Source organism: Planctomicrobium stercoris (assembly GCF_051465655.1).
Classification (GTDB): Bacteria; Planctomycetota; Planctomycetia; order Planctomycetales; family Planctomycetaceae; genus Planctomicrobium.
The window spans coordinates 2,336,935-2,348,998 of sequence record NZ_CP195791.1 but is presented as its reverse complement, the minus strand read 5'-3'; the positions used below and the strand labels follow the sequence as shown (position 1 = coordinate 2,348,998).

Here is a 12,064-nt window from a genome sequence, read left to right as displayed (position 1 = left end):
GAGCCTCTCCGATCAACCACGCATGGATGTGACGGTCCGGGGATTTCCAGCTTTGCTCGCGGCAGTGCATGATGCCACCGCGAGCAGATCCATCAAGATGCTACCGCTCGGATGCGGGGGAAAACAGCCCAATGGACTGGGAGCCGGGAGATATCCTCGCCTGCTACGGCAGCGATCTGACTTCGCGCGTGATCCGCTGGGGCACGACCTGGCCGGTCGATCCGTGGAGCTGCTGGTCCCCACCCTCACACGTGGCGATGATCTGCGAATTCGAGGGCCGGCTCGTCCTGGTCGAGTCGACCACCAAATGTCCCCGCAATTGTCTGGTGCGTGGTGAACGTGTCTCCGGCGTGCAGATCCATGAGCCCTGGGATCGCGTCTCCGATTACATGCTCAGCGGTGGGCGGACCGATCTGTACCGACTGCAGGGCATCTTCAAACTCGAAGGTCACGAACAGCTCGACCTGCAGCATTGGCTGATCTCTCATTTTCTCCGCTACGGCGCACAGTACGACATGCGCGGAGCAGTCGGCTCGGGCCTGCGTCTGCGTCATGTGATGCGGCGTCTTTATCAGGCGAACCTTGATCAAGTCTTCTGCTCCGAGCTGCTCGCCGCCGTCCTCATGCGACTGGGGATCCTCAATCAGGATGATCCGGCGCTGTACTCCCCCGGCCGGCTGCTGAGGGAGATCGTCAGGCTCGATCGATACCGGCTCCACATGCGCGACATCGCGCCGCTGCGGATCATCCGTGAGGAGGCTGCATGAGAGTGCTGCTGCTGTGGGTGCTGTTGCTGCTCTGCTCTTCGGCAAGCGCCGGAGACAAGCCGATCCTCGACATCTGGCTGGCCGGCTCGGTCGCGGAAGATCATCGTTTTCCGAACCAGCTCGCTTTCGTCCGCACGTACCAGCAGGATGCCGGCCTGCGGGACGCGATCGAGGCCTCGTATCAGGTCCGCTGGTTTTTCATTGAACAGCAACCGGTGTTCGCGTTCACGCGAGGGATCAACTGCGGTCCCAGCTTTGCCCGTCAGGGACTCCCCCTCATTCGCGGCTTTCGCGGCGCCGATGTGCTCCTTGCGGAGCTGTGCCTGCGGCGACGATCACCGGCTCCGGCTGCCGGACCTCAAGCACCGCCGCCGGCTCCCCAGCAGCTCACTCCCGAGCAGATCCGCAGCGATCTGGCGGCCGCGCTCCTGCAGGATCTGGAGCAGCTCAAGCAACAGCTGCAGCAGGAGCGGGACACGGCCCGCGCTGCTGACCAGGCGGAGATGATCGAACGCCTGCAGGATGTCAACGCGAAGCTCAAGGACGTTGATCAGCTCCCCCAGCAGCTCGAGCGGCTCGAGTCGTTTTATGGCGAGATCGTGCAACAGCTTCGCCGGCGGGACACCGCGCCGGTCCCGCAGGTCGAACCGCTTACCCCCACCGTCACTCCGATCACCGCACCGAACGTGCAGGACCGATCCGACGCCAGCTCCCCCCCTTCGTCGTCGATCTGGTCCCGTTCGGTGCGGGTTCTTTCCGCCAGCTTCACCGTTGCTGAACTGGCCGCGTTCCTGGGAGTTGGCGGTAGTTCATTCGGGATCGCTGGCGTTGCAGTGTGGCTGCTCCGCAAAGTCGGACGTCGTCGCCAGTGGAAAGATCCGCTCGGAGGGACTGACGAAATGCCGACTCAGTTAGCAAAGGGTGATTGCCCACGTTGCAAGATGTGGGAAGGGATCAGCCAGAGCTGGGAGAAGCGATACCAAGGGCTTCTCGAGAGCTGGGACGCAGCAGCAACAGGAGCCGAGGACAGCCCCCGCTGTGCTCAGCTGCAGAAGGAGCGGTACCAGCTCGTCAATGAGGTCGATCGACTGACCAAGGAAATCAAACAGCTGACTGCTCAGCTCGCTGCCAAGAACGCGGCCCTGCCGGCATCCCCGGTGTTCGCGCCTTATGAATGTGATTCTTTCCGTGAGGCGTATGAATGGGCCTCGCGTGCGCTCGTCGAAAGGTTCCCCGGCGCGGTGAACACTCTTGAGACGCTCAAGGAGTTCATCTCGCAGTATCTCTCCAGCAAAGGCAAAGGTAAGTCATGAAGAACGATGCGTTTCTGCACTACAACGTCGGCGACTGGGCCAATTATGGTCTCGCGGTCCCCAATTATGGGGACGACATCCAGAGCCAGAACAGCACGATCCGGCTGTTTACCGACACCATCGGTCGCAACCTGCAGAACATCATGTTCCACACGGATGCGCGGCTCGCGACTCCCCCATCGATCAACACACTTCGGCGGATCCACAAGCTCTGCATTCGGGCTCGCACGCTCTTCGCCGGACGCGCTGTCCCCTCCGGAACTCCGAACATGGAGTCGCAGCACGCGATCCCGGCTCCGGAGCAGTTCCGGGTTTATCCAGTGCCGTACTTCAACGTCCGCAACCAGTGGATGAAGGAGTACTGCGGACTCGTGTTGCTCTCGCTCACGGAAGCGATGCAGCACAGCGAGAACGCCAAGGTGCTGGAAGTGAGCGAGGCATTCGCCGGTCAGGTCAGCCAGTACATCCAGCGGGTCTACCGCACGATGGCGGTGGACCTGTTCAACGTCCCCCTGTCCGAAGCGAGCGCTGCCGATTTCACCCTGAGTGAGGCGCAGCTGGGGGCCTACAACCCGGCCGACTGGTTCACGCCAACGGAGATGATCGACACGGTCCCGGACCTCAACAACTGGCCGACCGAAGATGATCTCCAGCCTCTCACCAACGGCATCCTCGTGTCGCATCTGCCGACGCTGGGACGGTTCCCCGGATCGATTCCGGCCGGCAGCTCAAGCTCCGGAGGCCAGCCGACCCCGGCCTCCAGCAACACCTCGTTCATTCCTGCTCCCGGCATCTGAACGGGTTGATTGAGCGGGTCCGTCTGTTCTTCCCCAGGCCGGTCGCGGGCCTCCGGCCTGGGGTTTCTCTGGCAAGAAAGCTGGTCTGTCGATGCTCCGTTCCCTGCGTTCGTTTCTGGGCCTTGGCGCTGCTGCCGCGATGGCGATCGTTCCCGCCGGTGCGATTCCCGCAGCTCCCACGAAGCCGGCCTGTGTGGTTCCCAGTCAGAGAGCCACGCGATCGACGAAGCGCCGTCGCATGGCGATGCGGACTCCACTGGTGATCCTCGCTCAAAAGCGACGGCGGATCTGCAACGAGTATCTCTCCTGTCCAGGCGACCGCTCGGGCCGCCTGCATGCCGCCGGTCGCTTTGAGGTCTGATTTGTGCCTGAACCGCTCATCAAGGTCGTGAAGCGCATGCTGGTCATGGAAGCGGCGTCCCGTTTCCCGCACAAGCGTGAAGCGGCCGCAGCGATCGGCCTGAGCCTCAAGACCTACTACAACCTCCGCAATGACATCGGCTACGACGCGCGGGAATCGATCGACGGCAGCTTTCCCAGGGATCGTGATCGTGTTCTGTCCTGGCTGCTTGAGTCTCCGGATCCGGGATTCGATCGCGCGGAGCTCGGCTGTTGATCGGGATCCCGACTTTACAAATCACCCTTGCAAATCCTGCACGAAAGGATGCCTGTGATGAAATCGTATGACCGCATGACTGCTGCTCTCTCCCTGATTGTGATTTTTGCCGCTGCGGCCTTTTTACTCTGGTGTTTTGATCATGCTCGGGCCGGCGATCCGCCGATGCCACAGGTGGTGCTCCCCTGTGAAGTGACCGACGTTTACGACGGCGACACCCTCACGGTGAGAGTGACGCTCGATCTGCGGATCCGTCTGCTCGACTGCTGGGCGGCCGAACTGCACACGAAAGATTTGCGGGAAAAACAGGCGGGCCTCGCCGCCGCCGAAACCCTGAAGGCGCATGCGGTCGGCCAGAGCGGCGTGCTGATGATCCCGATCGGGGACGCCGGCCGGCTCGATGACCTCTTTACGTTCGGTCGCCTGCTCGCACATGTGCAGCTTTCCGGAGACAAACAGACGCTCAGCGAATGGATGGTCAAAAAGGGTCATGCGAAGCCGACCAAAGCGGAGCTGGAGAAGCTGCTGGGCCGCTGAACGGCACAGAATCGGCAACGGCAGTCCTTCATCGGAAAGGATGCCGCAGATGAACACTCAAGAAATCACCCGCCCGGCCAAACACCTCGGGGCCGAGCCGACGATCACCTCGGATGCACAGCTGCAGCTCGCCCTGCAGTGGTACCGCTTTCTCACCGCCGTTGAAAAACAGGCGGAGGCGACTTACGAGCGGGCGGAACAGCTCGCCGCTGTGCAGAAATCGGAAGACCTGGCCATCCGCATCGGCCGGGAGAGGACGACCGCTCCGGACTACCGTACGTTGCTGGAGTCGGCCATTACCAAATATTCGCAGGCGGAATACGATCGCCTGTACGCCGCGGGCAAGACCTTCAAGACCCCGCTGGGGTCGATCCGCAGCACCGCTCAGCCGGAGAAGGTGCATCTGCCGGAAGGGACCAAGGACAAGGACCTCGTCGAACGCCTGCTGAAGGAGTTCGACTTCCAGCCGGAGATCGACAGGCTCAAGGAGGAGTTTCCGGACCTGTTCCAGTTCCTGAAGCTGAATTTTGCCCTCGATCGCCAGTCGATCCTCGAGGCCTGGCAGGCCAAGCAGCTGGAGGTGAGCCAGCTCGAAGAGTACGGGATCACGATCAAGTCCGATCCCGAAAAAGTGACCGTCATTCTCTGATCAAAGGGCTGCTGAATCATGGAAGCGGTGGAACGACTGACCCGCCTGGAGACCTCCTGCCGTCAGGTCGAGCAGGATGTGAAAGCACTCAAGGGGGATTATTACGACTCGCGGGACCGCGTCGGCATCCGCACACGGGTCCTCATCCTCTGGTACAGCTACGGCGCCATCGCCGGAGCCGCCGGCACGTTGCTCGGCTATTTCCTCCGCGGAGTCTTCCCCTCGTGAACTGCCCGAAGTGGATTCACCAATACGCTCAGGAGCTGTGGCCGGCGGTGATCGAGGAGCTGGAGCGGCGCGGCCGCATGCTCCTGATCCATGAGAGTCAGGTGATCATGTTCTGCGAGTGCCTCGCGGAGTATCGCCTGGCGACCGAGCAGCTCATCAAGGAAGGGCTGACGGTCGAGGAAGATCACACGACGGAAACCGGCGGATACAAGGCGCTGAAGGCGCATCCGGCAAACCGCATTCAGGTCGATCGCATCAAACTGGCAGAGCGGTTGATCAAGGAGCTGGGTCTGAATGAGCCCCTCAGTGAAGATGATCAAACCGCCCTTGCTGGGCTGTCCGATTGGCTGGACCGCGCTCGCGCGGGCCTGCAGCAACCGAACTGATACGGATCTGCTCGAGCTGCTCTCGAAGCGGGCCGATGCCTCCGGCCGGCCACTGCGGTCGATCGACCAGCTCGGGGCGTTCGTAACCTCGCTCGATGAGATTACAACGCTCGGCAAGATGGTCGAGAGGATCCGGGCCAAAGGCTATCACCTTGACGCCGGCCCCGGCGGACTCTCGGCGTACGAACGCCACAAGGAACGCACGCGTCTCCGTCAGGCGAAGAACTCCGCTCTGGGGCGGGATATCGGGCCGCTCCCCCCGATCGAGGATCCGGAACGCAGGGAAGCGTGCAGCAAGGATCTGAAACTCTCGCTCAAGACGTATTGGCCGGACGACTTCCCGCTGGACTGGAGCGAAAACCATCTGATCCTGATCGCGCGGGCCCAGCTGGCGATCCTCGCGGGTGCGCTGTTCGCGGTCGCGATGCCGCGCGGTGAAGGAAAGTCCACGACGATCCGGGCGGCCGTCCAGTGGGCGATCAACAACCGGTATTCCCGCTTCGCCTACCTGATCGGAGCGACGGATGAGAAAGCGGAAGAGTCGCTCGATATCATCACGTATGATTACGAGTCGAACGTCCGATTACTGGCCGACTTCCCGGAGATCTGCTATCCGCTCTGGAAGCTCGAGGGGATCCACAATCGATCGAAAGGTCAGCTGCAGAACGGACAGCGGACCCGCATCAAGTTCGGCAAAAAGATTCTCTGCCTGCCAACGATCGCCGACATGCCCGGCACAGGCGCCCTCATCAAAGGGGGAGGAATTCTCTCCTCCATCCGCGGTGCGGTCCATCGCATCGGGAACGAGCTGGTGCGGCCGGATCTGGTGTGCCCCGACGACGTGCAGACGCGAGAGAGTGCCGAGTCGCCTCCGCAGAACGCCACGCGGCTCCGCATTCTGACGTCCGACGTTCTGGGGCTGGCGGGTCCTGGAAAAAAGATCTCCCTGCTGGGAACGTTCACGGTCGTCGCGCGAGGTGACATGGCGGACACGATTCTCGATCCCGACAAGCATCCCGAGTTTCGACCGCTCCGGACCAAGATGCTCATTTCGTTCCCCGATCGCATGGACATCTGGGAGGAGTACTGGGACATCTTCCGCCGGGCGCTGAAGGCTCAGCAGGAGGCGGGAGCGGACCTCGAGAAGCTCCTCAAGTCAAAGGATGATCTGTTTGTTCCGATCGAGGCGACCCGCTTTTACAAGCGCCACCGCAAGGAGATGGACCAGGGTGGTAAGGTCGCCTGGGAAGCCCGCAAGCGGCCCGATGAACTCTCCGCGCTGCAGTCGGCGATGCATCTGTACTTCCGGAATCCGGAAGCCTTCTTCAGCGAATACCAGAATGATCCGAAAGATCCCAACTCGGATGAGGAGTTCCTGAAGGCCTCGGAGATCGCTCGCAAGACGAACAACTACGCGCGCGGCGAAGTCCCGCTGGGAGTGGAGTGGCTGACGCTCTTTATCGACTGCCACAAGCGGGCTCTGGTCTGGATGGTCATGGGCTGGGAATGGAACTTCACCGGCTACATCATCGACTACGGAACATTTCCGGAATCGCCTCGGGACCGCTGGCGGATGCAGACGTTCAAGCCGACACTCGCCATGAAGTTTCCGAAGTCCGGGGATGAAGGGGCCCTGTATCAGGGGCTGAAGGTCCTGGGAACGGAGTTGCTGACCCGTAAGTATCGGCGCGAGGATGGCGCGGAAATGCAGATCGCGAAAGGGCTGATCGACCAGGGTTATCAGAAGGGCGTGGTCCAGCGGGTCATTCGCGAACAGAAGTGGCTGAACACCATGTACCCGTCCTTCGGAAAATCGTTTGCTCCCGGATCGATCACGATCGCGGAGTACAGACAGCGCCCCGGTGAGCTGCTGGGAGACAACTGGATTTTGCGACGGACCAAAGGGGGCCGCATGCGGAATGTCATGTTCGACGTCGGGGAGTGGAAGACGTTCGGTCATCGGCGACTGTCCACGGAGGTCGGCAACGCCGGCTGCGTGACGATCTTTGGATATGAGCCGAAGTCCGGAAAAATGCCCCGACGACGGGCCAACCATGATTTTCTGGCAGAGCAGCTCGACGGAGCGGTGAGGACCGTCGTCATGGATGGAATCCGGGCGGTGCAGGTCTGGAACGACCGTCCCGGAACGGAAGTGCATCAGCTCGACGCGTACACCGGCAACTGCGTGCTGGGGTCGATGTGCGGTGCCCGCGTGGCGGCCTCGCATCAGGTCCCCAAGACAGCGACGGCCAAAGCCAGGAGTCTGGCGGAGCGTCGTGCCGAGAAACGTCGACAGAACAGGAAGGTGCAGAATGAAAGCGACTGAACATGCCTGGTGCCCGCAGTGCGGATGTCCTGATTCACATGTCCTGAAGACACGAAAAGTCTCGTTCAGCTGGCAGGGGAAACCGGTCACACGGCGGATCCGTCGTCACGAGTGCGACCATTGCGGCTCACGGTTCTCCACGCGGGAAGAGGTCATTCCGGGATCGGCACCGGTCCCGTCAGGGGCAGATCTGCCCCCCACCTGAGATTCCGTTGGTGTTTTCCTGCGTGTTCATCTTGCTTTTTCGCGCTGGGCCATCGCGTAATGCCGGCTCCTTCCTGGGCGTCGTCAGAGACGCCGGTCTCTGATTCCCTTCGGTACCGGCGTCTCTGACTTATTGGAGTCACCATGAGTCTGGATGAGCAGATCGAGTCGGCCGCGAGCAAAGCCAAGAGTGTCACGGTCGACGGACAGTCGGTCCAGAGGCAGTCGATTCCGGAACTGATCCAGGCGGACCTCCACCTCGCCGAAAAGGCAGCGGCCAAAAAGAAAGGCCCCGGGATCAAGTTCTCTCAGCTCCGCAACCGGGGAACCACCTAATCGATGAGCGCTTCGGCCAACCGCGCAGCCATGAACTACTTCGCCGCCATGACGCGGTCGAATGGCACGCTGCGCCAGATGCGACGGAACCGCCTCGAGGCCCGGTATGATGCGGCGATCACGAATGAGCTGAACAAAAAGTACTGGCGCAATGCCGACCGCATGTCCGCGGATGCCGCGAACTCTCCGGAAGTCCGGGCCACGCTCCGCAGCCGGGCCCGGTACGAGTGTCACGAATCGGACTCCATTCTGAAGGGAGTCGTGCACACGCTGGCCAACGACGTGATCGGAACGGGTCCGCGTCTGCAGATGCAGACCCACAACGCGATGTTCAACCGCGCGGTGGAAACGAAGTTCGCCGAATGGGCCCGCCAGACGAAGCTGGCCCGCAAGCTCCGAACGATGCGGATCGCCAAGCTGGTGGATGGCGAGGCCTTCGCGCAGATGGCGACGAATCCGCGACTGCGTTGTGCCGTGAAGCTGGATCTCATCCTCTGGGAGGCCGATCGGTGTGCGTCTCCGCATGGACGCTATCTCTCCAATCCCCGCGCCGTCGACGGGATCCAGTTCGACGACTTCGGCAATCCGGAGATTTTCGAGCGCCTGAAGTATCACCCGGGTGGACTCTTCCCGGGTGCGTTTGAAGTCGAACAGCTGCCTGCCGAGCACGTCATCCATCTGTTCCGGCAGGACCGTCCGGAGCAGCATCGTGGCATTCCGGAGATCACTCCGGCATTGCCCCTGTGCGCCCTGCGTCGGGATTATGTGCTGGCAGTCCTGCACAACGCACGCAGCGCCGCCAAGTTCACCGGGGTCCTCGAAACCAAGGCGCCAGTCAGTGGGGATGAGGAGTACGACAGCTCGGTCGAGCCGTTCGACATGGTCGACATCGACTATGACATGCTCACCAGTCTGCCGGCAGGATGGCAGCTCAAGCAGTTTGTCGCCGCGCATCCGATGGCGACCTTCGAAATGTTCATGCGCGTGCTGACGATCGAGATCGGCCGCTGCATCCTGATGCCGTACGGAATCACCGCCGCCGACAGCTCGCGCTACAACTATTCGAGCGGTCGGCTCGATCATCAGGCCTACTTTCATTCGATCGATGTCGAGCGCGGAGACTGGGAGCTCGACTGCCTCGACAAAATCTTTTTCGAGTGGCTGGATGAGGCTCTGTTGATTCCTGGCTACCTGCCCCCGCTGGGACCCGTGGAGATCATCCCTCATTGCTGGTTCTGGGATTCTCGCGGTCACGTTGATCCCCAGAAAGAAGCGGCCGGCGTCCAGATCCGCATCAAAACCGGTGTCAGTCACCGCGCACTCGAATATGCGGCGGAAGGATACGACGTCGACACGGAGGATGAACGGGCCGCCCGCAGCTTCGGTGTCAGCGTCGAGGAGTACCGTCAGTCGCTGTTCAAGGCGACGTTCAGTTCCGGATCTCCGCCCGCCGATCAGCAGGAGGAGAAGCAGGAGCAGGACGAGGAACAAACTCTGGAACGTGATGAAGAGGAGGACCTGATCGGTGTCTAGATCGAAAGCGGCCTCCCGTCGCGCCAAACGTCAACGCCAGCAGCTGCAGGCACGTCGTCAACCGGTTCGACCGGCCGGTCCTCCGATGCGGTTTCAGTGCGCCAGCGGACAGGTCGCCAAAATTGAAGCGGCCGCCGGAGATGAGACCGGAACCAAACTTCCGCGCTTCAGTATGGTCGCCTATACCGGCGGACTGATGATGCCTCTGGGATACGACTATCCCGTGGTGGCAGACATTCAGGGCATGTCGATCCCCAAACAGGTCAATCCCATTTTGCGGGATCACGATCACAAGCTGATCGTCGGTCACTCCGAAAGTGTCCAGATTCAGGGGATTCAGGTGCTGGCAGCCGGGACCATTTCCGGCGTGAGTGATGCCGCACAAGAGGTCGTCGGCACAGGCCTCAATCAGTTCCCCTGGCAGGCGAGCTGCGGATGGCTCATCCCTCCCCAGCAACTGGAGTTCATCGCCGCCGGCGTGCAAGTTGAAGTCAACGGTCAGACGTTTCCTGGCCCCTGTTACGTGGCTCATCAGTCGGTGATCCGCGAAATCAGTTTCGTCGTCTTTGGCGGCGATCCCAACACCAGTGCCAGCGTGTCTGGCCAACTCAACCCGAATGGAGTCGATTCAATGGATTTCGAAGCATGGCTCGCGAAAAACGGTTTCACCATGGCCGACCTCAGCCCAGAGCAGCTCGCTGTTCTGCGGACTGCCTACGATACAGAAGTCGGCAGCGTTGAAGCCGCCGATGGAACCGATGACGAAGACGATGAAAACGTGGACGCCCGCGCGGCCAACGCACGCTCCGGCGCCGCCGCCCTGAACGCCACAGCCAGCAACGGAACCCCACGCGGACGTCGCTCCGCAGCGGCCTCTGCTCAGGGAACGTTGGACCTGCAGGCGATGCAGGGGCAGGTGCGCAGCAGTGCAGTGGAAGCGATCCGCGCCGAACAGGTCCGCATCGATGGAGTCACTCGCATCTGCGCGCAGTTCCAGAATCCGAAATTCAAGGTCAACGGCCAGGACGTCGATCTGCGGGCGCACGCGATCAGTGAAGGCTGGGACCTGCAGCGGACAGAGCTGGAAGCCCGTCGGGAGGCGCGCCCGTCCGCTCCCTCGGGGCACGCACACTCTCACGAAGGGAGCTGCACTCTCGAATCTCTCTCCGGCGCGTTGCTCCTCAAGGCCGGAGTCTCTCTCGACAATAAGGCGTTCGCAGGTCCTGCAGGCCTCGTGATGAACCTCCCCAGCTGGTTGCGGGCCGGACTCAACACCGACGCGCGGCAGCGGACCATGGAAGCGGCTCATCAGTTCCGCGACATGGGGATGATCGACCTCTGCCGCGAGGTCAATCGGATCGAAGGCCGGTATACCGGATACGGGCGGTCCGAAGTGATTCAGGCCGCGATGTCGGGCGGAACGCTGAACAAGATCTTCACAACGAACATCAGTGCCGTCGTCCTGGAAACGTTCAAGCAGATCGACGATACCACGGCCGCCTGGACCCGGCGTAATACCGATGTGCCGAACTTCATGCCCCAGGAACTGATCGGCATGGAGATCGACGGCGGAATGGAGAAGCTCCCGCGCGGCAAAACGGCCAAGCACGGCACGATGTCGGACAAAGGGGAGCAGTACAAGATCTTCCGGTACGCCAAAAAGATCACGATCGACGAACAGGATATAATCGACGACCGGTTCGACCTGCTGAAGGATCGTCCAGTTCAGCTGGCGAATGCCGCCGCTGAACTGACACCGTCCCTTGTGTACGCAATCCTGCTCAGCAATCCGCTGATGGGTGACGGAAAGGCCCTGTTTCACACCGATCGCAAAAACCGGAACACTGGCCGCGGCTTGAGTGAACCCAACCTCAAGACGTCGATCACCGATTTCAGGACGATCACCGAAAACGGCGTGACCATCAACCTCACTCCGACCCATCTGATTTGTCCCGCTGCCCTTGAGTTCACCGCCGATGGCCTGCTCACCAGCGCGGAAACGATGTATCCGGCCGCGACCGGTGGTCCGACCATCAACACCCTGCGCGGGAAGATCCGGGCTCGCATTTCCGACGCACGTCTGGACAACGGCGTGCTCGATCCGGACAGCGGCGAGCTGATCGCCGGCTCCGCCGATGACTGGTTCCTCGTCGACTCGATGTATCCGCCGATCGAGGTCGGCTACCTGCGCGGGACCGGCGGCCTGCCAACGGTCCGCAGCTTCCAGCTCGAGCAGGGTGCGTACGGCATGGGCTGGGACATCAAACTGGACGTCGGAGCCAAAGCGATCCGGACCCAGTCGATTCAGCGCAACGAGGGATGATCCTCGCTCGCGGATGCGCTGACGAATTTTGAGACGCCCAGGACTTTTT

Annotated in this window: 14 protein-coding genes; all 14 read left to right on the top strand. The window is 61.6% G+C overall.

Annotation, left to right across the window (positions count from 1 at the left end; genetic code table 11):
• Window positions 1-131: 131 nt before the first annotated feature.
• The 14 genes from SH661x_RS09840 (at window position 132) to SH661x_RS09775 (ending at window position 12,015) form a co-directional block, all read left to right on the top strand.
• Window positions 132-767, top strand: a complete 636-nt coding sequence (locus tag SH661x_RS09840; RefSeq protein ID WP_437230437.1) for a hypothetical protein — start codon at window positions 132-134, stop codon at window positions 765-767.
• Window positions 764-2,080 carry a hypothetical protein gene (locus SH661x_RS09835; RefSeq protein WP_437230435.1) on the top strand — a complete coding sequence of 439 codons (1,317 nt, stop codon included), beginning with the start codon at window positions 764-766 and terminating at the stop codon, window positions 2,078-2,080. The genes SH661x_RS09840 and SH661x_RS09835 overlap by 4 nt, the downstream gene beginning before the upstream one ends.
• Window positions 2,077-2,877 (top strand): hypothetical protein, encoded by an 801-nt coding sequence (locus SH661x_RS09830; protein ID WP_437230433.1) that lies wholly within the window; start codon window positions 2,077-2,079, stop codon window positions 2,875-2,877. Before SH661x_RS09835 ends, SH661x_RS09830 begins: the two co-directional genes overlap by 4 nt.
• Window positions 2,878-2,968: 91 nt before the next feature.
• Window positions 2,969-3,238: a hypothetical protein gene (locus tag SH661x_RS09825; protein ID WP_437230431.1), complete on the top strand. Its 270-nt coding sequence runs from the start codon at window positions 2,969-2,971 to the stop codon at window positions 3,236-3,238.
• Window positions 3,239-3,241: 3 nt separating this feature from the next.
• Entirely contained in the window at window positions 3,242-3,493 is a 252-nt protein-coding gene (locus SH661x_RS09820) for a hypothetical protein (RefSeq protein WP_437230429.1), read from the top strand.
• A 57-nt stretch (window positions 3,494-3,550) separates the two neighbouring features.
• Window positions 3,551-4,030 carry a thermonuclease family protein gene (locus SH661x_RS09815; protein WP_437230427.1) on the top strand — a complete coding sequence of 160 codons (480 nt, stop codon included), beginning with the start codon at window positions 3,551-3,553 and terminating at the stop codon, window positions 4,028-4,030.
• A gap of 49 nt (window positions 4,031-4,079) precedes the next feature.
• Window positions 4,080-4,679 (top strand): host-nuclease inhibitor Gam family protein, encoded by a 600-nt coding sequence (locus SH661x_RS09810; RefSeq protein WP_437230425.1) that lies wholly within the window; start codon window positions 4,080-4,082, stop codon window positions 4,677-4,679.
• Between the two features lie 18 nt (window positions 4,680-4,697).
• Window positions 4,698-4,907, top strand: a complete 210-nt coding sequence (locus SH661x_RS09805) for a hypothetical protein (protein WP_437230423.1) — start codon at window positions 4,698-4,700, stop codon at window positions 4,905-4,907.
• Window positions 4,904-5,293, top strand: coding sequence for a phage terminase small subunit P27 family (locus SH661x_RS09800; RefSeq protein WP_437230421.1), 390 nt, complete (start codon window positions 4,904-4,906; stop codon window positions 5,291-5,293). Before SH661x_RS09805 ends, SH661x_RS09800 begins: the two co-directional genes overlap by 4 nt.
• Window positions 5,220-7,619, top strand: a complete 2,400-nt coding sequence (locus SH661x_RS09795) for a terminase gpA endonuclease subunit (RefSeq protein ID WP_437230419.1) — start codon at window positions 5,220-5,222, stop codon at window positions 7,617-7,619. Before SH661x_RS09800 ends, SH661x_RS09795 begins: the two co-directional genes overlap by 74 nt.
• Window positions 7,606-7,824 carry an NrdR family transcriptional regulator gene (locus SH661x_RS09790; RefSeq protein ID WP_437230417.1) on the top strand — a complete coding sequence of 73 codons (219 nt, stop codon included), beginning with the start codon at window positions 7,606-7,608 and terminating at the stop codon, window positions 7,822-7,824. The genes SH661x_RS09795 and SH661x_RS09790 overlap by 14 nt, the downstream gene beginning before the upstream one ends.
• Before the next feature lie 143 nt (window positions 7,825-7,967).
• Window positions 7,968-8,159 (top strand): hypothetical protein, encoded by a 192-nt coding sequence (locus SH661x_RS09785; RefSeq protein ID WP_437230415.1) that lies wholly within the window; start codon window positions 7,968-7,970, stop codon window positions 8,157-8,159.
• 3 nt (window positions 8,160-8,162) lie between these two features.
• A complete protein-coding gene (locus tag SH661x_RS09780) occupies window positions 8,163-9,692 on the top strand; it encodes a phage portal protein (protein WP_437230413.1) in 1,530 nt (509 codons plus the stop codon).
• Window positions 9,685-12,015 carry a phage major capsid protein gene (locus tag SH661x_RS09775; RefSeq protein ID WP_437230412.1) on the top strand — a complete coding sequence of 777 codons (2,331 nt, stop codon included), beginning with the start codon at window positions 9,685-9,687 and terminating at the stop codon, window positions 12,013-12,015. Before SH661x_RS09780 ends, SH661x_RS09775 begins: the two co-directional genes overlap by 8 nt.
• The last annotated feature ends 49 nt before the right edge of the window (window positions 12,016-12,064 follow it).

Coding starts and splice junctions, on each gene's coding strand:
- SH661x_RS09840 (WP_437230437.1), top strand. CDS start 132: ATGGACTGGGAGCCGGGAGATATCCTCGCCTGCTACGGCAGCGATCTG.
- SH661x_RS09835 (WP_437230435.1), top strand. CDS start 764: ATGAGAGTGCTGCTGCTGTGGGTGCTGTTGCTGCTCTGCTCTTCGGCA.
- SH661x_RS09830 (WP_437230433.1), top strand. CDS start 2,077: ATGAAGAACGATGCGTTTCTGCACTACAACGTCGGCGACTGGGCCAAT.
- SH661x_RS09825 (WP_437230431.1), top strand. CDS start 2,969: ATGCTCCGTTCCCTGCGTTCGTTTCTGGGCCTTGGCGCTGCTGCCGCG.
- SH661x_RS09815 (WP_437230427.1), top strand. CDS start 3,551: ATGAAATCGTATGACCGCATGACTGCTGCTCTCTCCCTGATTGTGATT.
- SH661x_RS09810 (WP_437230425.1), top strand. CDS start 4,080: ATGAACACTCAAGAAATCACCCGCCCGGCCAAACACCTCGGGGCCGAG.
- SH661x_RS09805 (WP_437230423.1), top strand. CDS start 4,698: ATGGAAGCGGTGGAACGACTGACCCGCCTGGAGACCTCCTGCCGTCAG.
- SH661x_RS09795 (WP_437230419.1), top strand. CDS start 5,220: ATGATCAAACCGCCCTTGCTGGGCTGTCCGATTGGCTGGACCGCGCTC.
- SH661x_RS09790 (WP_437230417.1), top strand. CDS start 7,606: ATGAAAGCGACTGAACATGCCTGGTGCCCGCAGTGCGGATGTCCTGAT.
- SH661x_RS09785 (WP_437230415.1), top strand. CDS start 7,968: ATGAGTCTGGATGAGCAGATCGAGTCGGCCGCGAGCAAAGCCAAGAGT.
- SH661x_RS09780 (WP_437230413.1), top strand. CDS start 8,163: ATGAGCGCTTCGGCCAACCGCGCAGCCATGAACTACTTCGCCGCCATG.